We start from the raw sequence: 21,325 nt of genomic DNA on the forward strand, positions 1-21,325 counted from the left end.
TGCGGGGATGGCATTTGCTCAAACCAAACCCGCGCGGGAAAGCCGCGAGTTCAGGAATTTTAATAAAGTAGCCACCCGCGCCAATGTTGCTGTTGTTATACCCGATGGTTTTAAGGAAATTGATGTAAAAAGCGATAACCCGGCTTTCGATTATGGCATAACCATTCCCGATCAGGGCTTTGAAATATGGCTTAAAGTAATGCCGCAAACCGAAAGTACGCCCGATTCGGTTTACCTGGAGATAGGCCGCGCCCAGGCCAGGCAACTGGCCGGCGATAACGAATACCTGGTGCGTGGCATGCCCGAGCGTGTGCTGAACGACTATAACGCCGATGCCGGCAAAACCTACTTCTTTAACCTGCCCGATGCGGCGGCCACCAAACGCTACAAATTCGCGCTGCTGATCACCCTGCAAAAAAGCCATAAAGGCACAATTATGGCTGTTTGCCTTACTAACGATAAGGGGCCTGATTTCTTCCGGAACATTAATCGTGCGCGTAACTGTATAAAGTTTAAACCGGCAAGTTAACCATAATATACAGTTCCCTCTCCCGGGACTTCTACGTAATCCTATCTACACATTGTCATTTCGAACGAACATGGGATGGCCTGTGTTATGACGTGAGGAGAAATCCTATACGTGCGACTGGCTGCATGTGGGAGATTTCTCCTCACGCAGCCGCAAACCGGCCTCATGTTCGTTCGAAATGACAAAATTCTCTTGATTTGAAAAATGAGGCCACTCACAACGCCGTCAACTCCACCTTTTGATGAAACTCTTCGGGGCTAAGCTTCCCCTTGCGTAGTTGCTGCACATATTTCAGGGCCGAAACCCGGTCCAGTTCCTCGTGGTATTCGCGTCGCTCGTCATCTGTTTTTGGCGCGGCCTGTAAACGGAGCCTGATAGACGAGCGCGAGATCTCGTCGTCAAGCACATCGGGCAAGCAATTGCGATAGTGCCTGAATCAGTCGTCCCCACCCAACGTTCCACCACTTCACTACGATGATGCAATAAACAGACTTAAAAAAACAAATATTCCGCATCATGAAAAAGCTACTTTACTGTATCATGGCTCTTATCCCGGCCTACCTTATCATCCAGGGATGTAACAAACTGGGCAATGTGATATCGCCCGCCGGTCAGATATCAGCCACCCGGGCCGAATTGAAAGTTGGCGAGATTGATACCGTACTGGCCGTTAACGCCAAGGCAACCGACAACATCAGCTGGTATGTTACCCCCGTGGGTTTCAATACGATTTCTACAAGGGATAATGCCGCCACGCTGGTGTTCAGCAAAGCCGGTAACTATACGGTTAAGGCAAGTATCAACGGTAGCCCGACCGACGCCATCAGCATCAAGGTAAACGAAGCGGCCACACCGCCGGCCAACACCCTGATGTCCCTGACCGGCGACCAGATCAACCTGGTGCCTACCTACTATAAAAGCGCGCATGCCGATACTACTTATATCTACTTCACCGCCACCACCACCAAAACCTATTGCGCCAGCAGCAGGCTTAACTTAACCAATAGCATTGATGCCAGTGGTACCTATCTGCTTAACTTTACCAATGTGCTGGTATACGCGGGTTGCAGCGGCACATCATCAACCATACATAACTGGGCTTACTTTAAGCAAACGCCCATACTACTGGCCAACGGTACCTATCCGCTTAGCGTAACGCTTGATGGCACCACCTATACCGGCACCATTGCGGTTACCACCACCAACGTTACTTTTAACTGGACCTATACCTCGGGCGTACTTATCGCGCCAAAGGTGTTGACGAGGTAAAATCATTTGTTACCCGACGCGTATTTACTCACCCTGACTACGCTACGCTGGTCGGCCCTCTCTTCGCTGCGCGGAAAGAGGGCAGGAGCAGTATTCGATATCCATATCCCCTCTTTGCGCAAAGCGCAGAGAGGGTGGTTGGGCGAAGCCATGACCGGGTGAGTAAAATATGCGGCTTGTCCTGTTGTCTCGTTACCACTAAGAACAGGACAAGAACAGGACAAGCATTATTAACCTAAATTTTTTTAAATTTTACCCAACGTTTTGCACACATGTCCCGAAGCTACCTTTGGGAGCGGTGGTGAACCTGGATCTTTAATGAATATCGCCAAAAAGGAAGCAGATAAGCTGGTAAAAGGATGTATGGATAACGACAGGGCAGCGCAGGAGGCGCTGTACCGGCTTTTTTATGCCGATATGTTGCGCGTGTGCTACAGCTACCTGCCCGATAAAGAACGGGCTAAGGAAGCGTTTAACAGCGGCTTTTTAAAGGTGTTTAAAACCATTGGTAATTTCGATAACGAAAAGGGTGAACTGGGGGGATGGATCCGCAAAATAATGATCTACACGGCGATAGACCTGTATCGCAAGGAACTAAAATTTAATACCACTGCCGCCGACCCGCCCGATGACGGGCCGGAGCAATTTATATCGCCGGGGGTGCTGGATAAGCTCTATTTTGATGATATCCTGCAGCAACTGCGCAAGCTGCCACCTGCCACGCAAACGGTATTTAGCCTGGCGGTGCTGGATGGGTTTACACACAAGGAAATTGGCGAGCAACTGAACATTAGCGAGGGTACATCGCGCTGGCATTTGGCCGAAGCCAAGCGGCAATTGCGGCAACTGCTTGAACCCGCGACGCAGGCCAATACCAACAACGAAGAAAGGAGGGGCAAAGCGTTATGAGCGAAGATTTAAAATACGCGACCCTTTGGCAAAATAAACGCGACGGATTGTCTGTTGATGGCGATCCGGGCGCGGACTGGCAAGGCATGCAAAGCCTTTTAGATGAACACCTGCCAAACCCGGCGCAAACCGGCGGGAACGCTGGCAGCACAGGTGGAGGTGCCACTGGCAGTGGCGGAGCAGCTGGCTTTAGTAGCGGCATCATTAAACTGCTGGCTGTATTGGCTATCGCCATACCGGCTACCGTAACCCTGTACTTTTTGGTGTATAACGCTAACCTGAAAGATAAAAAGCAACCGGCAAATACACGCGATAGCGTAGCGTCCGCCATCGTAAAGAGTGATAGTATATTGGCCGATAAGCAGGCCAGCAACGAACAGTTGACGGCTTATAACGATAGCATTGCGCAGGCGCAGCAACAAATTAATACAGTTAATATCGCTTTAAACACTTTATCGGGTAGCATTAACAAAACCGCGGCTGTTAAAGATAGCATAGCCGTGCTTAAGCGTACCCTTGCAGCAGCAAATCAAACCTTAAGTAAGCTAACAGTCGTTAGGAATGCGATATTGGCGGATCGTAAACTTGTAGCCGGTAACGGTGCTTCGGGGAATGGTGGGGCAGCATCCGCAGATGAAGCTACAGCCGCTTCGCCCGGCAATAAAAGCAATATACCGAACGGTCTATCGAGTATAGGCAATAGTGTTGCAAACACTAACAGGCAATCATCAAATAAGAAAAAAGCCGCGAATACATCAGAGGGAAACACCCGTTTAGTACCGGGTGGCGGTGGTAACAGCAAAACGGGACACCTAATCAATACCTTACCTGGTACAAGTACTAATGGCCGGCGAAACAGGCCTGAAAACTCCTTATCCGGTAACGGAGATAATAAAGGAGGCCACGCCGGAAAGGGCGCATCTACTAATGACAATATGCCGGGTAACAAACCCGGCGGCCTGACAGGCAGTAATTCCATTAATTCGACCGCTAATAACACCAACGATCCATTGATGGCCATCAACGGTTATCACCCCGATGCCGACGTATTTGGCATTATGGCCGCGTCCGGTAATTATCCCTTTATCAATAAGCTGCGCCCGGGCGATATGCGTTACAAGCTACGGGTATACCCCGGCCCGGGCAGCAGCAAAATAGATGTAAACAAGCCCGGTAAAGCACCAAAGGAAAAGAAGATAAAGACACCGAAAAGCCCGGGGGATACCCTATCGAACATTGATTGGGGCCTGTTGGTGGGTGTAAACACCAACGGCAGCTTCACCGGGAAAAATCAGAACGCTAATATTTACGGCAGCCTGCCTGTCGATTTATATACCGGCCTGTTCGGTACCTATCACTTCAATAACAATTGGGGGCTTAACGCGCAGCTATGGCTGTATAACCCGCAAAACATCAGCGGCGGCTATAGTCATGCCAACGGCAGCAAGGTAGATTCGGGCAAGGTGATACAGGTTTCCGATAGCCGTAAGGCCTATTTTGTAACCATCCCGGTGCATGCCCTATATCAAATTACCGATAACCTGAGCGTAAAGTTTGGCCCGGTGATCAATCTGCCTGTAAAGCAAATTAACGGCAGCACCAGCCTTACGCCAAGCACCATCAGTAAGGATAGCAGCTATTATAAAAAAACCATCACCCAAATAAACGCCACCAAATACCAGCAGCAACTCAACTTTGGCCTTAGCGGCGGCCTGCAATTCAATACCGGTCGCCTAAGTATCGAGGCTACCTATCTTAAAAATTTAGGCGGATATAAAGTATCGTCTGATTACGGCACGTATACGGCCGGTCCGGGTGTGTTGCAGTTTACGGTTGGGTTTAGGTTAAATAAGGGGAGGTAGCGATACATATGTCGTGCTGAGTAATATAATCCCGGCGGCCTCTAATGGTTTTTATGACATGCCGATGAAAGCCCCCTCTAAATCACCCCCAAAGGGGGGGACTTTGGAACCCCTCCTCTGGAGAGGGCAGGGTGAGGCTTCAGCGGAAAAACAAACATGTCATAGGTAACTTGTCGAATACTGTGCGCGATGGGTCGGTCCGACATTAGTAAGGTTGAAATGCAGATAGCGTAATTTCTCCCCTCTTTTCGCGAAGCGAAGAGAGGGTGGTCGGCGAAGCAACGACCGGGTGAGTCCTCGCCGTACAGCTTACTCACCCCGACTACGCTACGCTGGTCGGCCCTCTCTTCGCTGCGCGGAAAGAGGGCAGGAGTAGTGATGGCCCTGCTCACAATGACACCCTACCTATAAATCTTGTCTTGCTGTCGTGGTGTCCCGTTACCACGATGCGCAGGACAGGAACAGGACAGAAGATTATATGGAAATTAGGCTAAAGCCATTCCCTTTATTATCGCTATTCCGTCCCATAAATGGGACGGTAATGAATTTAAGATTAACGTTAACCAGCATTACAATTCATTGCCGTTGGCTTTAGCCAACAGTTTAAAGGCCAGGCAAAAGAGGCTTTAGCCCAATCTCGCACTACTCCCTCACCAGCCCCACATCATCCACCCAGCAAAAAGCCTTCGCCGCGCCATCAGCAAAAAAGCCAACCTCTACCTTGCCGCCCTTAACCGGGATGTGCGCCAGCGTAATGGTTTGCCATGCAGCGTTCTCGCCCTTAATGCTGTACTTCATGGCCTTGCCCTTGCTTTCTGCATACATATCCAGCGTGGCGAAACCGGCGCTGTTCTTCACCTTAGCAGTCAACGTATAAAGCCCATCGGCTAAAGCCACATAGGGCGACGAAGCGATCACCTGCGATACCTTGCGTTTGAACGGCACCTTATCCGTCATATTCAGGCTCTTCTCGCCGATGACGATCTTGCGGTCGTCCACACTGTTTACGTGGTTTAAAACAATCGAATCGGCGCTGCCGATGGCTATCTTGTTGCCGGCTAAAACGTTAGTCAGCCAGCCGGTTAGTTGTTCCTGCACGGGCTTCACCGGGCTGGGGATATTCTTGCGGTCGGCTTCGAAGCTGCCGTTCCGTACATAATTATTATCGGGCGCAACCTGCCACAGGCCCGTTTTGGCATCCAACCCCCACGAGCCAAGCGAGTTGAAATAAGGCACCCTGCCATCAAACGACAGTGGCACCCATTGGTTATAGCCCAGTCCGTTTCCGGCAAAATCGGCCCAGCGGTCGCCGCAGTAAATCACCGTTTCCTGCTTGCTGCCCCTGATGGTGTAAAAGAAGCCCGTTTGCGTAACGTGGGCGTAATCGTCGGCACAGCCGTTCATCACCTGCATATCGTCGGTTGGGATATATGGCCCGCGGATGTCGTCGGCCACCAAATAATAAGCAAAGGAGGCATCCCAGCCGTAAATGTTTGATGCGCACATGTAGTAGCGGCCCTTGTACTTAAACATGCAGTTTCCCTCGCGGCTTTCACCCTTAAAAACCTGCGTGCAATCCAGCAGATCAACCTTGCCATCCTTAACACCAATTTCGGATACATAGATCTTATTGCGCCCCTTTCCGTACGAATACACCAGGTACGATTTCCCCGTATCCTCGTCCGTAAACACCGTTTGGTCGCCGGTATTGGTGGTGCCAATCCGCTGCTCCATACTGATCTCCTGGTGCCAGCTGAAGGGGCCGGTTGGCTTATCGGCAACGGTAATCAGTACCTTGCCGCCATGCTGCACAAACAGGGCATACTTGTTCAGCTCCTTAACATAAGCCACGCCCAAACGCCCCACCCAGGTGCGCCTGCCGTTAACATTGGTTACTTCCGGCAGTAACACATCGCCCTCCAGCTTCCAGCTCACCATATCGGTAGAGCTATAGCAGGTAACCGACTCGAAGATATTGCCGTTCAGCGTAACCGATGGGTCGGCACGGTAGGTTTCGGCCTGTTTGTAGTGTACGCCGTACCAGTAATACTTTTTGGCGTGCGTCAGCGGGTCGGCAAACTGGAAGATGCCGCCGCCCTGGCTATAAATAGGTCGCCCGTCTACCGTGTTCCAAAAGGTATCGTTTTTAATATTGCGCAGCTGAGCCACAGCACCGGTGCCTAAAAACAGGCAGGCAAACAGGCATAAACAGGCACATCGTTTCATCAGGGTGGTCGAAATCATTTTCATAGTAAAGCAGGTGCTAATTGGCAACCTAAAATTGCGCTAATATTTTAATTAAGGCATCCTGCACTGTGATGATGATAATTTGCCATCCTCCCTGTAACAATCCATGCCGTGCTGCGTCCAAAATGGTAAAACAGACCTCAATGCAATTAAAAAACATCTTCCGCAAAAAAGTTACCGATAAGCAAAAGCCTAAAAAAAGCAAACTACGCGAGTGGGGCGACGCGATATTATTCGCCGTTGTGGCTTCTACCATTATCAGGGGGCTATTGTTCTCGGCTTATGCTATCCCGTCAGGATCGATGGAGGGAACTTTGCTAACGGGGGATTATTTGTTTGTGAGCAAGATCAACTATGGTCCGCGCATGCCGTTCACACCGCTGGCCATCCCGTTTACCGAATCGACCGTTTATGGGATTAAAACCTACTGGGATGGCATTAAATTGCCATATATGCGTTTGCCCGGTCTGTCGGAAGTAAAGAAGGGGGATATTGTGGTATTTAATAAACCTGAAGAAGCTGATCCACAATACGACCGCCCGGTTGATGCCCGTACCAACCTGATCAAGCGTTGCCAGGCCACGGCAGGGGATACCTTAAGTATTATGAACGCTCAGGTATATGTAAACGGTAAGGCTGTACCGAACGCGCCGAAAGCACAAACATCATACAGTGTAACTACTGATGGGAATGATATTAACCCGCAGGCACTGCGTGATATGCATATCGAGGTTACGCAGCAAACATCAGTCAATCAATTTGAAATGATTATCCCGACCGAGCAATTGGCGACGTTTAAAAAGTTTGGCAATATTAAAAATGTGGTGCCGGTGATACAAGTGGCTGGTGAATATGATCCGCAGGTGTTCCCGCATAATAGCGCCTTTAAATGGAACCAGGATAATTTTGGCCCGCTGGTGATGCCAAAGCGGGGAATGGCCATTGCGCTGAATGATTCGACCATGGCGCTTTACCGTCGTGCTATTGAACTATATGAAGGCAACAAGGTGACTGTTAGCGGCAAAGACGTTTTGATTAACGGGAAAAAAGCCACGCGATATACCTTTAAAATGAACTACTATTGGATGATGGGCGACAACCGCCACAACTCGCTGGATAGCCGTTTTTGGGGCTACGTGCCCGAAGACCATGTGGTGGGCAAGGCTATGATCACCTGGATGAGTATCGATTCGACCGGTACTTTTTTGGACAAGGTGCGATGGAACAGGATCTTGAAAGCGATAAAGTAATTCCTGTTCGGTAGAGCCAGATAATTATCTGGCTCTACCGAACAATGCACAACCGCCCAACATAAACCCGAAGTGGAAAACCCGCAGCCGTGATAGGCTATGTGTTTGGGAAAGGCGAGGCTTTGGAACGGATAGTGGGAACAAACGCTGATAGGAGTAGTGGCAGTGCTTTTCAAAAGACTTTTTGTTAGTGATTAAACCCCTCCCTGCCACTGCACCAACCAGCCGCACCCTCCCCTAGGAGAGAACTGGACCGTAGAGCCAGGTAATTATCTGGCCCTACAGGATGATCCATATCTCAATTGAACTCAATCCAACAAATTAAATCGACGAAAACCTTAGTGCACACTAATCATTTAGTAATTTCGTTTGTTAAATTTGTGCCTGCTGTTAGGTATTAGCGGCATTATTTTCCATCTTTAACCCATGTTCAAACGCATCAGCAACAAGTACCTGCGGTACCTGGCCATATTTATATACTTCGTTATCATTTTTGTTTGCGCTATCGAGCTTAATTTCCTGTGGCTGTTTGGCTACGAGCCGGATATGCACGATATTAAAAATCCCACGATTTCGGTGGCCAGCGAGGTTTATACGGCTGATGGCAAGCTGATTGGTAAATACTACCACGAAAACCGCTCGCCTATTGAATATAAGGACCTTTCGCCGGCGCTGATCAACGCGCTGGTGGCTACCGAGGATGTGCGCTTTTACAAACATGGCGGGGTTGACTTTTACTCGTTCAGTACCGGGATGCTTGCTACGGCCAAAGGCGATAAGCGCGGCGGTAGTACCATCACGCAGCAGTTGGCCAAAAATCTGTTCGCCACCCGTAAGCGTAAATCGCAAGGGGTAATGAGGCATATCCCTGTTATCAAGACTTTGGTGTATAAGATAAAGGAATGGCTGACGGCGTACAAAATTGAGCATGTGTATAATAAGCAGCAGATACTCACTATGTATTTCAATACCGTTCCGTTTGGAAATAACTCGTTCGGGATAAAAACGGCTGCTGTTAAATACTTTAATAAGCAACCTGCCCAATTGAACCCAGCGGAGGCGGCCACACTGATCGGAATGCTGAAGGCGACATCAACCTATAACCCGATCACTAATCCCGAGCGTTCTCTGCAACGCCGTAATACAGTACTTGGCCAAATGCAAAAATACGGCTACCTGAAGCCGGAAGAGTATGCCGCCAATAGTAAGCTGCCGCTTAACTTGGATCTGAGTTATGTGGACGATGAATCAACAGGCGACAGTTACCTACGCCAGGCGGTTGAAAAATGGCTGAAGAAATGGTGCAAGGATAACGACTATGACCTGTACGAGGATGGCCTGAAGATCTACACCACTATTGATAGCCGCATGCAGCAGTATGCCGAAGACGCGGTGGCCGAAAAAATGAAGATGTTGCAAAAGCGCTTCTACAATATTTGGGGCAATAAAAACCCATGGCGCGATAGCAAAGGGGTGGAAATAAAAGACTTTTTACTAAAGGCCGAGCAACGTTTGCCGGTGTATGCCGTACTTACTAAAAAGTACAAGGGAGATACTGTGCAGATAAACAAGTATTTCAACACGCAAAAGAAGATGCGGGTATTTACCTGGCATGGCGAACGCGATACCACCATGAGCAGCGTCGACTCCATAAAATATTATACCAAACTGCTGAACACAGGCATGATGACCATGGAGCCATCTACCGGGAAAATTAAAGTTTGGGTAGGCGGTATCGACTATAAATACTTTAAATACGATCACGTTAACCAGGCTAAGCGCCAGGCGGGTTCTACCTTTAAACCCTTCGCTTATTTAACAGCTTTGGATAATGGTTACAGTCCGTGCGATAAGTTTACCGATAAGCCGGTATCTATCAACTATACCTACGAAGGTAAACAGGAAACCTGGGCGCCTAACAATGCCGACTTTAAATTCAGCGGGATGGAAATGTCGTTGCGTTGGGCCATGGGTAAATCGGTTAACAGCATCACCGCTCAGCTGACTGAAAAGGTGGGTTGGGATAAAGTGGTCGACTACGCTCACCGCGTAGGTATCGAAAGTCCGCTGAAAGCTATCCCGTCGGTATCGCTGGGATCGAACGATGTATCGGTATATGAGATGGTGCGTGCTTACAGCACATTCCTGAATAAGGGCCAAAAGGTTGACCCCATACTGGTAAGCAAAATAGTTGATCGCGATGGCAAAACCGTTGCTGAGTTTACTTTAAAACAAGAGCAGGTGATCAGCCCGGAAACTGCCTGGCTGATGCTGTATATGTTCCGTGGCGGTATGGAAGAACCGGGCGGCACATCGCAAGCGCTGTGGGAATACGATGGCCTTTGGAGAAGCCCTCTCTGGAAAACGGAGAACCAGATAGGCGGTAAAACAGGTACATCAAGCGATTATGTTGATGGCTGGTACATGGGTATCACTAAAGACCTGGTGACTGGCGTATGGGTTGGCGACGATGACCGGAGCGTACACTTTAACAGTAGTGAAAGCGGTGAAGGCTCGCATACGGCCCTGCCTATTTTTGGGAGCTTTATGCAACGTGTTTACGCGGATAAAAGCCTGGGGTACGGTTTTGGGCTGTTCCCTAAACCGTGGGTGAAGATAAGCAAGGATTATAACTGCCCATCGCCACGGATGCCTAAGGATAGCGGCGAGGTGGACAGTAGCTGGGTGCCGGTAGATACATCGGCTGTATTGCCGCCGGCAGTATCGACAGAAGGAGAGAAGAACGAGACGAAGCCGCCGAGGTAGTTAGACTCACCCGGTCGTTGCTTCGCCCGACCACCCTCTCTTCGCTGCGCGAAAAGAGGGGATTGTTTTATCGGATACTGCTCCTGCACTCTTTCCGCGCAGCGAAGAGAGTGCCGACCAGCGTAGCGCAGTCGGGGTGAGTAAAACCGATATGCTGAGCCAATAATATGTTAAAATAAACATGTGCGCTTCAATACATCGCATAATAAGTTTAAATTTATACGTTATAACACCACAATACCCTTTGTATGGATAACAACTACACCCTGTTAAGTAAAACAAAAAGATATATTGCGGTTGCACTTTGCCTTGTGGCGGGTTTGCTGCTTACGCAGCAGGCAAGCGCGCAGTATTTTGGGCAAAACAAAGTGCGCTATAAAAAGCTGGATTTTAAAGTGTACAAAACCCCGCACTTCGAGATCTATTATTACATGAAGAACGATAGCTTGCTGAAGCGCTTCGCGCAGGAAAGCGAGCTTTGGTATACGCTGCACCAGCAGATCTTCAGAGATACCTTCCGCAAGGCCAACCCTATTATTCTGTATGCTAACCACCCTGATTTCCAACAGACAACTGCCATTGATGGTGAGATTGACGTAGGTACCGGCGGTATTACCGAGGGTATGAAGAACCGTGTGGTGATGCCGATAATGGAAACTAACCAAACCACCCGGCACGTAATCGGGCACGAGTTGGTGCACGCCTTCCAGTATCACCTGTTATTGGGTAATGATACTACCAATACCGATAATATCAACAACCTGCCCCTGTGGATGATAGAAGGTATGGCCGAATACTTGTCTATTGGTAAAAAGGATGCCTACACCGCTATGTGGATGCGTGATGCTTACCTTAATAACGATATCCCCACGGTAAAAGACCTGACCGAAACTAATAAGTATTTCCCATACCGTTATGGCGAGGCGTTCTGGTCGTTTATGGGGTCAACCTATGGTGATACGGTTATTGTGCCATTCTTTAAAAACACGGCCCGCTTTGGGTTGGAGTATGGTATCCGCCGTACATTCGGGTACGATGAAAAAACGCTTTCGGCCTTATGGAAAAACTCCATTATTAATGCCTATAAGCCTTACCTGAAGGATACGGTACAAAAACCGGTAGGTAATAAACTGATAGATTACAAAACCGGAGGAGATTACACCGTAGCGCCATCGGTTAGTCCGGATGGTAAATATCTCACGTTCCTGTCATCCAAAGAATTATTTACGATAGATCTCTTCCTCGCCGACGCGCATACGGGACAGATCATTACAAAGCTGACGAGTAAGGTGAGCAATACGCACATTGACGAATTTAACTTTATCGAATCGGCAGGTGCATGGTCGCCGGATGGAAAGAAGTTTGCGTTCAGCGTATTCAGTAAAGGCCGAAACCGGATGATGGTGGTAGAGATACCGAGCGGCCGTGTGCTGGATAACGTATCGATGGGCAAGGCAGAGCAGTTCAGTAACCTTAGCTGGTCGCCGGATGGAGATCATGTAGTTTTCCAGGCATTGTCAGAGGGGCAGGGCGATTTGTACATGTACAGCTTTAAAAGCAAAAAAGTAACCCAACTGACCAACGATAAATATTCGGATTACCAGCCAAGCTTTTCGCGCGATGGTAAGAAGATCATCTTCAGCAGCGACCGTACTACCTACGATAAATCTGCAAGCCAGGCCATCACTTTTAATTTGGCAGAACTGGATATCGCTACCGGTAAGGTAACCGATATTAAAGTGTTCGATGGCGCTAATAACCTTAACCCGGTTTATTCAGGCGATGGTAAACAGGTACTTTTCCTAAGCAACCGCGATGGTTTCCGCAACCTGTACCGCTACACTTTTGCCGATGGCAAGGTGGAGCAAATGACCAACTTGTTTACCGGTATTAGCGGTATTACCGAGTTTTCACCGGCCTTAAGCGTATCTGCACAAGGTGATGTATTATACTCGTATTACAGGGCGCAAAAATATCAGTTGTATAATGCTAAGGAAAGTGATTTTAAACCGGTTACCGTACAGCCGCAGGAAACCAACTATGATGCCGCTCAACTACCGCCGTTTAAAGCAGTTGGTGTCGATCTGATCAATGCTAACCTGAACAATTATCTTGCTTATCCGCGCATCCCTGCCGATTCGGTGAAGCAAATTAAATACCGGCCGCAATTTAAGCTTGATTATCTGGCCAGCAGCGGTGTAGGCATTGGCGTTAGTAATTATGGCACAGGCTTGGCCAGTGGCATACAAGGTGTATTCAGCGATATTTTAGGCCGTAACCAAATCTATGCCGGCGCGGCAGTAAATGGCGAAGTTTACGATTTTGGCGGTGCTTTCACTTACATCAATCAGTCAGGCCGATGGAATTTGGGTACAAGCATTTCGCATATCCCATACCAGTATGCTACTTATAATTTGGTGAACAGTACCTATACCTATAATGGTACCACTATTCCCGCTTATGAAGAACGGTACGATATCGTCCGTATTTTCCAGGACCAGGTAGGGGTATTCACCGCTTATCCATTCTCGAAAATTAACCGCATTGAGTTTGGTACCGGTGCTGCTTACTATTCGTACCGGGTAGACCGTTATAGTACTTTTTATGATCAGAGCGGTTATATCCTCGATTACCAGAAACACCATATTTCCCGCGCGGATTACGAGGCCGACCCTAACAATGGTGGCGTAAGCCTTGCACCATTTACTGTATTTAATTTTAATACGGCATTTGTTGGCGATAATTCCTACTTCGGTATAGCGGCGCCTTTAAATGGTTTCCGGTACAGGCTGGGTGCCGAGTATAACTTTGGTACATTTAACTACTTCGCCCCAACTATCGATTTGAATAAATATGTGCGCGTAAAACCCGTAACATTCGCCGGTCGTTTATATGGCTACGGTCGCTTTGGCGGACAGAATACCTTGTACCCATTGTATTTAGGGTATCCGTTCCTGATCAGAGGTTACGAATCGCAAACTTTTTATGGTAATAATAACAAAGTTGCTTCCAATAATTTCACCATCGATCAGCTTTCGGGTAGCCGAATAGCGGTAGCCAGTTTTGAAATGCGTTTACCGTTTACTGGCCCTGAAAAGTTGGCCGCCATCAAATCTAAATTCCTGTTTTCCGATCTGAATCTATTCTTTGATGCGGGTTTGGCCTGGAACGCCGGTGATAAGATATATTTCCAGACTAATCCGCCTATAGTTGGTCAGCAAAAAATGCTGGATGCTAACGGTAACCCGCAGGTGGTTAACGGGCAGATTGTTACCACGCCAATATATGGCCGCGTACCTGCTTTAAGTACAGGTGTGTCGCTAAGGGTAAATATGTTCGGTTATTTTATATTAGAGCCATACTTGGCATGGCCGATAAACCGTACCGATATCAGCAAGCCGGTATTTGGTTTAGGCTTTACACCGGGCTGGTAGTAATAATATTGTTGATTTGTAAAAATGGGATCAGTATCATGATATACTGGTCCCATTTTTGTTAGATTTGCATCCGTTTTGGTTTAGGCTTTTGTGCCTTAATTTACTGATGATGAAAAAGGCTTGTATAATTATCCTGTTGAACCTGGTTACCGTGGCCGTGTTTGCCCAAAAAGTTGATAGCGCTAAGGTAAACCTGATCAAACCGAAGGGTATTAAAACTACCATGGTAAATGGCGCAACTATGATGGGCAATCTTAACATCATTCAAAACGTATCTAAATCAGGAGAGCACACGCAATTGCTAAATGCCATAAAGGCTGCCGGACTTACTTTAACATTTGAGAGCAAAGGCCCTATTACCATATTTGCGCCAACCAATGCCGCTTTTGCTAAACTACCGGCCGGTAAATTAGACACCTTATTAATGCCCGAGCATAAATTGGAACTTAGCAGCCTGGTTACTTACCATGCCATAGCGGGAAAGGTAAGCGCTAAGGATATTTTACATAATATTCGTGAGCATAAGGGAGTAGCTAATTATGTTACGCTTGCTGGCAGTAAACTTGCCGCAACTATTGATGCCAACCGTAACATTGTTTTAACTGACGAGACCGGGGGGCAATGCGTCATCAGCCAGTTTGATGTAGAGCAAAGCAACGGGATGCTGCATGTAATAAATGGGGTTTTTGTCCCTAAAGCAAGGGCTATATAATTTTATAGTAACCATCCCCGTGTTCAATTCAATTTATATCACAGGTCCCAAGCCTGGAAATAATGGCTATTAAAAATTGCTTTAATGAATCTGTGTTAGGGATTGAAACGAATACCGGCCAGCGAGCGTAATGTCTGCAGGCGTATGAGTGTAAAGCCCGGCCGAAGGCAGCACCATGATAATCCTGATCGTCGGCAGAAAAGTATCTGTCCGTACTAATAAATTAATGTATTTGACGATGAGTTTGTCGATAGAAACCCGTCAAACGTTGCCGCATGAGCGGGCTGCCTTTACGTTTATTAAAAAGCGAAGCTTTTGCGGGCCTGTGGCGCGGTGTTACGCATAACCGGGCGACTGTATAATTCCTGCTCTAACTTTAAACCCTTGGTCAGATCCATCCAGTCTGCATTGGCCGAGCGAATCATTTTCTCTTTTTGCGCACGGGTAAAAGTGCTTACATATTTAAAGCGGTCCATTGCCATTTCTTCGTTATTGATCTCTTCAAAGTAAACCAGCCTGGTCAGGTGCTTCGAGCTGTCGAAAAATAGGGTGGGCATCTGGCTGTAAAACTCTAACGTTTTTAGCAGATCGGTGCACATGCCAACGTGTAGATTATTGCGGTTACGATCGGTGATGATATAGATGAAGTTCTTCATTTTGATAAATTTTTTTGCCGTTTCGGAATTTATTACTAATTTTATGAGCATAAAGTTACTAATAAATTTAGCAAATCCAAATTTTATGTCAATTATTTCACAAAATATTAAGTTCTTACGCAAAAAAAAGGGCCTTACCCAACAGGCTTTTGCCGATGAAGTAGGTATAAAACGCTCATTAGTAGGCGCTTATGAAGAGGATAGGGCGGATCCTAAGTATGATCTGCTAAAAAAATTAGCAGTTTACTTTGATGTAAGCCTGGACGACTTTATTAACGAAACAATTGACGAAAACTGGGCGCCTAAACCCAAAAGCGAGGGGAGTAACCTGCGTATCCTTAGTATCACCGTAGATAAGGAAGATAACGAAAATATAGAAATGGTACCGGTAAAGGCCAGCGCCGGCTACCTGAACGGCTATGCCGACCCGGAGTATGTATCCAAGCTGCCCAAGTTTTACCTGCCGATGTTTAAGCAGGGCACCTACCGCGCATTCGAGATCAATGGCGATTCGATGCTGCCGCTGCAATCGGGTAGTATTATTATAGGCGAATACCTGGAGCGCTGGGGAGATATTAAACAAGGCGACACTTATGTAGTGGTATCTAAAAGCGAGGGCGTAGTATATAAACGCATTGGTAATAAGTTTAAGGATAATAAAAAGCTGAAGCTGGTATCTGATAACCCGGTTTATGACCCGTACGAGATCAGCGGAGAGGATATCCTGGAGATATGGAAGGCGAAAGGTTATTTCAGTACCCATCTGCCTGAACCGACACCAGAGCCTACAATGGAAAGCCTGACAGGTATGATGACCCAAATGCAGCGATCGATTGCAGACCTGCAAAAAAACAGCAACAATTAAGTTACATGGTTGCGATTAAACGATTAGGGTATATCTTTATCTAAACTTAAAAAACTGAATAATATAATGAAAAAATTAATCTTAGTAGGCTGTTTCGTGTTAGGCGCAACAGTAGCCAGCTTCGCCCAGGGTGGCGGTGGCCAGGGCGGTCGTGGCGGTATGAATATGAAGCCGGAAGATCGGGCAAAAGCGATGCAAACAGCTTTAAAATTAACCGACGATCAAACAGCCAAAATAACTGCTATTTACACTGCACAAACTGCAAAACAAGATAGCATCATGAAAGCTAACAATGGCGACAGGCAAGCAGCTATGGGAGCAATGCGCCCAATGCGCGAAGCTACCAACGCTAAAATCAAAGCGTTATTAACCGAGGATCAAAAAGCCGAGTTCGACAAAATGTCGCAACGCGGTGGTGGCCGTGGTCAAGGCGGTGGCCAGGGTGGTCAGGGCGGTGGTACTCCTCCCCCTCCTCCAGCAAAATAATTTGCATAAAATTATCTTAAAAGCGGCTTTCGGGCCGCTTTGTTTATTGGATAACTAATTATCGATAGCAATAATTAAAAATCAAAGGCGTTAGAAATATAGTTTAACGCCACATTCATCAAACTAAAATCTAATTAAAAAACCATGAAGAAATTAATGTTAGTATGCTGCTTCGTTATCGGCGCGGTAGCAATGAGCTTCGCCCAGGGCGGTGGCGGTATGCGAATGAAACCTGAAGATCAGGCTAAGCGTTTGCAAACCCAGTTAAAATTAAATGATGACCAAACCACTAAAATTACAGCTATTTACACTGCACAAGCTGCAAAAATGGATAGCTTAATGAAAGCGGCCAATGGCGATTTCTCATCACTGAGAACCACTATGGGCCCAATGCGCGAAGCTACTAATGCAAAAATTAAAGCATTATTAACCGACGAGCAAAAAGCTGAATTTGACAAACAACAAGCTGCTATGCGTAACCGTATGGGCGGCGGTCAAGGCGGCCAGGGCGGCGGTACCCCACCTCCTCCACCTCCACCAGCAAAATAATTTTGCGGTAACAATATTTAACAGGGAAGCGGCTTTTGGGCCGCTTTCTTTATTTTAGCACAAATTTATAGTCTTGAAAAAAGCAGATCAGTTTATACAAGCCAAACTACAGGAAAGGCAGGAAGCCGGGAATTACCGCCAGCTGAAGCCCGAAACAGGCTTGATGGATTTCTGCTCTAACGATTACCTGGGCTTTGCGCGATCGGCAAAATTGCGAGATGCCATTGATCAGGAATTAGCAGATCGTCCAACGGTTTTAAATGGCTCAACAGGATCAAGATTATTGGCAGGTAATACAGATTACGCGGAAAAACTGGAAGCGGAAATAGCAGGTGTCCATGGCTACGAAGCCGGGTTGATCTATAACTCGGGATATGACACCAATCTTGGACTGTTTTCGTCGCTGCCACAAAAAGGCGATACCATTATCACTGATGAACTGGTGCATGCCTCCATTATTGATGGTTGCAGGCTAAGCCATGCAGAACGCTTCCGTTTTAAGCATAATGATATCAATAGTCTTGAAGATAAACTACAACGGGCAAAAGGAAATATTTATATAGCAATTGAAAGCATCTACTCCATGGATGGAGATGTTGCCCCGTTAATAGCTATTGCCGCGATAGCTGAAAAATATAAGGCCCATTTAATTGTAGATGAGGCACACGCCACGGGCGTCTTCGGCTATGGTTTGGTTCATCAACTTGGCTTGCAGGGTAAAGTTTTTGCCCAGGTGGTAACTTTTGGCAAGGCCCTGGGCTGCCATGGCGCTATTGTGTTGGGCAGCAATTTACTGCGCGATTATCTTATTAATTTTTCCCGGTCGTTTATTTATACCACTGCCGCGCCCTTTCATCAGTTGGCATCGGTTAAAATGGCTTATCGCTTATTGCAGCAAAATGATATGCACGCTCGGTTACTTCATCATCACATCAACTATTTCAAGGCCAACTTTACTAATAAATACTACCGGCTAATACCCAGCGATAGCTCCATCCAGTGCATTATAATGGGGAGTAACGATAAAGCAAAAGCATTGGCAGGGCTATTACAGTCGGGTGGATTTGATGTGCGCCCTATACTTAGCCCAACCGTTGCAGCAGGGAGTGAACGAGTACGGATCTGCATCCACAGTTATAATACCGAACTCGAAATTGCCGGATTATTAGCCATCATTAATACTTTTACAGCATGAGCAAACCGATATTTATTACCGGCATAGGCACTGATGTGGGCAAAACCGTTGCATCGGCCATATTGGTTGAGGCCCTGCAGGCCGATTACTGGAAGCCCGTACAATCCGGCGATCTGGATAATAGTGATACGATGAAAGTGCAGCGCTTGATCAGTAACACCAAATCGGTATTTCACCCCGAGGCTTATCGCTTAACGCAACCATTCTCGCCACATAAGTCGGCCGATCTGGATGGGGTGGAGATAAACATTGATCAGATCGTCGCCCCTAAAACAACTAACCGATTGCTTATAGAAGGGGCAGGGGGACTAATGGTACCCTTAAATAATAAGCATTTCATTATCGATCTTATCGCCAGGCTTGAAGCCGAAGTAATATTGGTATCGCGCAATTACCTGGGTAGCATTAACCATACCTTGCTATCAATTGATGTGCTGAAGAACAGGGGGATCAATATAAAGGCCATTGTATTTAATGGCCTTACAGATAAATATTCAGAAAGTGCAATTGCCCTGTATGCAGGTGAAGATGTTCCAGTATATCGCATTGGAGAACTGACTGAAATTAACCGGCAAAGCATTGCTGCCGAAGCGGAAAAATTTAAAGCGAATTATAATATATAAAAAGCTTAGCCAGGTCGGCATCGTCTTTTAGGTTTGGATTTTCCTTTTTTAGATAGGCCTCAATTTGAGTTTGCTTATCAGCAAGGGCAGTGGTCACTGCTTTTTTATCCCTTTTAAACGGAGTTGTTTTGTTATCCTTCAGTATAAAATATTTATCGGCAGATATGAAGGTTTTAGTGGGCGCCGCGCCCACGTAAGTTGGGTTTTGCTGTATCTCTTTAACAGGCTGTTTCAGCAGGTTGATACGGCCATTGGTAAGTACCTGGTAAAATGCGCCATTATTCGAAATAAACTGCTGATCGGCGCCATTATTATTTATGGTAAACTCGGCAATAGGGTCAACAAATTCTAAAACGGAATCGTCCTTACCCTTAAAATAAGGCTTGCCTTCCTTTCCGTTAAACTTCAGGTAAACGTTTTTATAAACAGATCCGTTGCTCATTTTAACGGTGCCGCTCATCCAGTCATCGTATAAATATGGCGAACCCTCAACGCCATCATAATTTCTAACATTAAATGGCCGGCCGGTAACATCGGTATATACGGTTACCTGTGCCTTGCAATCAAACGCCAGGAACAATAGCACCAGGACTGTGGCTTTTAAAAGGTTTTTCATGTCGTTCAAATTGTGGTTATATCAACAACGCTGAAAGATAGGTATTTAATTGCCACTGCCGGTTAATTTAAAGCGAATTATAATAGATGAATAGCTTGGCCAGGTCGGCATCGTTTTTAAAGTTAAGGCTTTCTTTTTTCATATAGGCCTCAACTTCGGCTTGTTTGCCAGCCAATGCGGCAAGTATGGCTTTCTTGTCTTTTTTTACTGCGGTCAATTTACCGTTGCTCATCACAAAGTATTTGTCGGCTGCTATAAAAGTTTTACTGGCTACTGCCGATCCGTAGGTTTTGGTTTCCTGTATCTCTTTAACCGGCTGTTTTAATAATTTGGTGCTGCCATCAGCCAGTACCTGGTAAAATGTACCGGCTTCAGCAATAAAGTGCATGCCGTTAAGTGTAAATTCGGTAACAGGGTCAACAAATTCAAGCACTTCATCGTTTTTGCCTTTAAAATAAAGCTTGCCCTCTTGTTCGTTAAGCTTAAGGCTGATGTTTGTATAAACCGATCCGTAGTTCATTTTAACTGTTCCGGGCATCCACGCATCGTATAAATAAGGCGAACCCTCAATGTCGTCGTAGGCTTTAGTCCGGTAAGGCCGGCCATTAATGTCGGTTACCATATTTCCCTGTGCCTTGCAATCGACAGCAAAAAACAGTAGCAGCATGGCTGTGGCTTTTAAAAGGTTTTTCATGTTTTTAAATGATGACAATAAATAAAAAAAGAGTACTGAAATATATCTATTCCAGTACTCCTATACAATTAACGATTAACTATATAATACTACCGGCGTAGCATAAGTAAAAACTTGCTGTAGTTTGCACTTGGTGCTATTTGTGCGTTGCCGGTAATATCTATTGTTAGTATGCGCTGCTGGCCCACGGTAGTTATACTGTTAGGTATAATATCTACCAAAATATAAGCCTGCGATGTGTTTGGGGCAAAGGTAACTTTGCGCGCGCCAACGGTGCGGAAGTTATAGTTTGTGCCCTCAACCGCAAGGGTTGTGCCGACAGGTGCCGAAGCGGGTACCGTACCGCGTACGGTATAATTAATATCGATAGGGCTGCTGCTTTGCGGGCCAACCAATTGTACCAAAATACTATCGGTAGGGCGCGAGTTGATCAGCACAGTCCGCGACGAATCTGTTTGTGCAGTGGTGGTATAAATACCGCGCGCGGTTAGTTGCGCGGTTAACTGGCCCAGTGTTTGATTCTTTACTTCAACCACCGCCGGCCCCTTATAGGTAAGCCCGGTCTCGGCTTTTTCAGGCAGGCAGCCGGTAATTAAACCGCAAAGCGCCACGCCTAAAATGCTGTATACAATATATTTTTTCATCTTCATTTCTCTTTAT

General features: G+C 46.7%; 19 protein-coding genes. 13 read left to right on the plus strand and 6 right to left on the minus strand.

The annotated features are described in order from the left end of the window. Nucleotides 1–7: 7 nt before the first annotated feature. Nucleotides 8–529, plus strand: a complete 522-nt coding sequence (locus HQ865_RS03960; protein WP_173413640.1) for a hypothetical protein — start codon at nt 8–10, stop codon at nt 527–529. A gap of 214 nt (nt 530–743) precedes the next feature. On the opposite strand, the gene HQ865_RS03965 is transcribed toward HQ865_RS03960, so the two are convergent. Beyond that, nucleotides 744–944 (minus strand): hypothetical protein, encoded by a 201-nt coding sequence (locus HQ865_RS03965; RefSeq protein WP_173413641.1) that lies wholly within the window; start codon nt 942–944, stop codon nt 744–746. 101 nt (nt 945–1,045) lie between these two features. Here HQ865_RS03965 and HQ865_RS03970 point away from each other — a divergent pair, with 101 nt between their 5' ends. The 3 genes from HQ865_RS03970 to HQ865_RS03980 all read left to right on the plus strand — a co-directional run bounded on the left by HQ865_RS03970 (nt 1,046) and on the right by HQ865_RS03980 (nt 4,569). Further along, nucleotides 1,046–1,798, plus strand: a complete 753-nt coding sequence (locus tag HQ865_RS03970; RefSeq protein WP_173413642.1) for a hypothetical protein — start codon at nt 1,046–1,048, stop codon at nt 1,796–1,798. 318 nt (nt 1,799–2,116) lie between these two features. Next, a complete protein-coding gene (locus HQ865_RS03975) occupies nt 2,117–2,707 on the plus strand; it encodes an RNA polymerase sigma factor (protein WP_173413643.1) in 591 nt (196 codons plus the stop codon). After that, on the plus strand, nt 2,704–4,569 hold the full coding sequence (locus HQ865_RS03980; protein ID WP_173413644.1) for an outer membrane beta-barrel protein: 1,866 nt from the start codon (nt 2,704–2,706) through the stop codon (nt 4,567–4,569). Before HQ865_RS03975 ends, HQ865_RS03980 begins: the two co-directional genes overlap by 4 nt. Nucleotides 4,570–5,211: 642 nt before the next feature. On the opposite strand, the gene HQ865_RS03985 is transcribed toward HQ865_RS03980, so the two are convergent. Beyond that, nucleotides 5,212–6,819 (minus strand): family 43 glycosylhydrolase, encoded by a 1,608-nt coding sequence (locus HQ865_RS03985; protein WP_202020447.1) that lies wholly within the window; start codon nt 6,817–6,819, stop codon nt 5,212–5,214. 140 nt (nt 6,820–6,959) lie between these two features. Here HQ865_RS03985 and lepB point away from each other — a divergent pair, with 140 nt between their 5' ends. The 4 genes from lepB (at nt 6,960) to HQ865_RS04005 (ending at nt 14,981) form a co-directional block, all read left to right on the plus strand. Next, on the plus strand, nt 6,960–8,066 hold the full coding sequence (lepB, locus tag HQ865_RS03990) for a signal peptidase I (protein WP_173413645.1): 1,107 nt from the start codon (nt 6,960–6,962) through the stop codon (nt 8,064–8,066). A gap of 426 nt (nt 8,067–8,492) precedes the next feature. Next, the gene (locus HQ865_RS03995; RefSeq protein WP_173413646.1) at nt 8,493–10,832 is read left to right on the plus strand and encodes a penicillin-binding protein 1A; all 2,340 of its coding nucleotides are present in this window, start codon (nt 8,493–8,495) and stop codon (nt 10,830–10,832) included. Between the two features lie 248 nt (nt 10,833–11,080). After that, on the plus strand, nt 11,081–14,266 hold the full coding sequence (locus HQ865_RS04000; protein WP_173413647.1) for a DPP IV N-terminal domain-containing protein: 3,186 nt from the start codon (nt 11,081–11,083) through the stop codon (nt 14,264–14,266). 109 nt (nt 14,267–14,375) lie between these two features. After that, a complete protein-coding gene (locus HQ865_RS04005; protein WP_173413648.1) occupies nt 14,376–14,981 on the plus strand; it encodes a fasciclin domain-containing protein in 606 nt (201 codons plus the stop codon). A gap of 299 nt (nt 14,982–15,280) precedes the next feature. On the opposite strand, the gene HQ865_RS04010 is transcribed toward HQ865_RS04005, so the two are convergent. Beyond that, complete coding sequence (locus HQ865_RS04010; protein WP_173413649.1) at nt 15,281–15,637, minus strand: GIY-YIG nuclease family protein; 357 nt, start codon at nt 15,635–15,637, stop codon at nt 15,281–15,283. An 85-nt stretch (nt 15,638–15,722) separates the two neighbouring features. On the opposite strand from HQ865_RS04010, the gene HQ865_RS04015 reads away from it, so the two are divergent. From HQ865_RS04015 to bioD, 5 genes are all read left to right on the plus strand, one after another. After that, the gene (locus tag HQ865_RS04015) at nt 15,723–16,502 is read left to right on the plus strand and encodes an XRE family transcriptional regulator (RefSeq protein ID WP_173413650.1); all 780 of its coding nucleotides are present in this window, start codon (nt 15,723–15,725) and stop codon (nt 16,500–16,502) included. A gap of 66 nt (nt 16,503–16,568) precedes the next feature. After that, nucleotides 16,569–16,988: a hypothetical protein gene (locus tag HQ865_RS04020; RefSeq protein ID WP_173413651.1), complete on the plus strand. Its 420-nt coding sequence runs from the start codon at nt 16,569–16,571 to the stop codon at nt 16,986–16,988. Between the two features lie 144 nt (nt 16,989–17,132). Further along, nucleotides 17,133–17,537 (plus strand): hypothetical protein, encoded by a 405-nt coding sequence (locus HQ865_RS04025; RefSeq protein WP_173413652.1) that lies wholly within the window; start codon nt 17,133–17,135, stop codon nt 17,535–17,537. Between the two features lie 73 nt (nt 17,538–17,610). Further along, nucleotides 17,611–18,732: an aminotransferase class I/II-fold pyridoxal phosphate-dependent enzyme gene (locus HQ865_RS04030; RefSeq protein WP_202020448.1), complete on the plus strand. Its 1,122-nt coding sequence runs from the start codon at nt 17,611–17,613 to the stop codon at nt 18,730–18,732. Beyond that, nucleotides 18,729–19,355 (plus strand): dethiobiotin synthase, encoded by a 627-nt coding sequence (gene bioD, locus HQ865_RS04035; RefSeq protein WP_173413653.1) that lies wholly within the window; start codon nt 18,729–18,731, stop codon nt 19,353–19,355. Before HQ865_RS04030 ends, bioD begins: the two co-directional genes overlap by 4 nt. On the opposite strand, the gene HQ865_RS04040 is transcribed toward bioD, so the two are convergent. The 3 genes from HQ865_RS04040 to HQ865_RS04050 form a co-directional block, all read right to left on the minus strand. Beyond that, nucleotides 19,333–19,971: a hypothetical protein gene (locus HQ865_RS04040; RefSeq protein WP_173413654.1), complete on the minus strand. Its 639-nt coding sequence runs from the start codon at nt 19,969–19,971 to the stop codon at nt 19,333–19,335. The two genes, bioD and HQ865_RS04040, sit on opposite strands and share 23 nt — an antisense overlap. A 67-nt stretch (nt 19,972–20,038) precedes the next feature. Then, nucleotides 20,039–20,665, minus strand: a complete 627-nt coding sequence (locus HQ865_RS04045) for a hypothetical protein (protein WP_173413655.1) — start codon at nt 20,663–20,665, stop codon at nt 20,039–20,041. Nucleotides 20,666–20,754: 89 nt separating this feature from the next. Beyond that, nucleotides 20,755–21,315 carry a hypothetical protein gene (locus HQ865_RS04050; protein WP_173413656.1) on the minus strand — a complete coding sequence of 187 codons (561 nt, stop codon included), beginning with the start codon at nt 21,313–21,315 and terminating at the stop codon, nt 20,755–20,757. Nucleotides 21,316–21,325 lie beyond the last annotated feature (10 nt).

The organism is Mucilaginibacter mali (genome assembly GCF_013283875.1).
In the GTDB taxonomy this organism is placed as follows: Bacteria; Bacteroidota; Bacteroidia; order Sphingobacteriales; family Sphingobacteriaceae; genus Mucilaginibacter; species Mucilaginibacter mali.

Excerpts from the sequence above, each read along its gene's own strand:
- HQ865_RS04020 (WP_173413651.1), top strand. The coding sequence starts at position 16,569 with ATGAAAAAATTAATCTTAGTAGGCTGTTTCGTGTTAGGCGCAACAGTA.
- bioD (WP_173413653.1), top strand. The coding sequence starts at position 18,729 with ATGAGCAAACCGATATTTATTACCGGCATAGGCACTGATGTGGGCAAA.
- HQ865_RS04000 (WP_173413647.1), top strand. The coding sequence starts at position 11,081 with ATGGATAACAACTACACCCTGTTAAGTAAAACAAAAAGATATATTGCG.
- HQ865_RS03995 (WP_173413646.1), top strand. The coding sequence starts at position 8,493 with ATGTTCAAACGCATCAGCAACAAGTACCTGCGGTACCTGGCCATATTT.
- HQ865_RS04010 (WP_173413649.1), bottom strand. The coding sequence starts at position 15,637 with ATGAAGAACTTCATCTATATCATCACCGATCGTAACCGCAATAATCTA.
- HQ865_RS04025 (WP_173413652.1), top strand. The coding sequence starts at position 17,133 with ATGAAGAAATTAATGTTAGTATGCTGCTTCGTTATCGGCGCGGTAGCA.
- HQ865_RS04005 (WP_173413648.1), top strand. The coding sequence starts at position 14,376 with ATGATGAAAAAGGCTTGTATAATTATCCTGTTGAACCTGGTTACCGTG.
- HQ865_RS04050 (WP_173413656.1), bottom strand. The coding sequence starts at position 21,315 with ATGAAGATGAAAAAATATATTGTATACAGCATTTTAGGCGTGGCGCTT.
- HQ865_RS04040 (WP_173413654.1), bottom strand. The coding sequence starts at position 19,971 with ATGAAAAACCTTTTAAAAGCCACAGTCCTGGTGCTATTGTTCCTGGCG.
- HQ865_RS04015 (WP_173413650.1), top strand. The coding sequence starts at position 15,723 with ATGTCAATTATTTCACAAAATATTAAGTTCTTACGCAAAAAAAAGGGC.
- HQ865_RS03975 (WP_173413643.1), top strand. The coding sequence starts at position 2,117 with ATGAATATCGCCAAAAAGGAAGCAGATAAGCTGGTAAAAGGATGTATG.
- HQ865_RS03970 (WP_173413642.1), top strand. The coding sequence starts at position 1,046 with ATGAAAAAGCTACTTTACTGTATCATGGCTCTTATCCCGGCCTACCTT.
- HQ865_RS03960 (WP_173413640.1), top strand. The coding sequence starts at position 8 with ATGGCATTTGCTCAAACCAAACCCGCGCGGGAAAGCCGCGAGTTCAGG.
- HQ865_RS04045 (WP_173413655.1), bottom strand. The coding sequence starts at position 20,665 with ATGAAAAACCTTTTAAAAGCCACAGCCATGCTGCTACTGTTTTTTGCT.
- HQ865_RS03980 (WP_173413644.1), top strand. The coding sequence starts at position 2,704 with ATGAGCGAAGATTTAAAATACGCGACCCTTTGGCAAAATAAACGCGAC.
- lepB (WP_173413645.1), top strand. The coding sequence starts at position 6,960 with ATGCAATTAAAAAACATCTTCCGCAAAAAAGTTACCGATAAGCAAAAG.
- HQ865_RS03985 (WP_202020447.1), bottom strand. The coding sequence starts at position 6,819 with ATGAAAATGATTTCGACCACCCTGATGAAACGATGTGCCTGTTTATGC.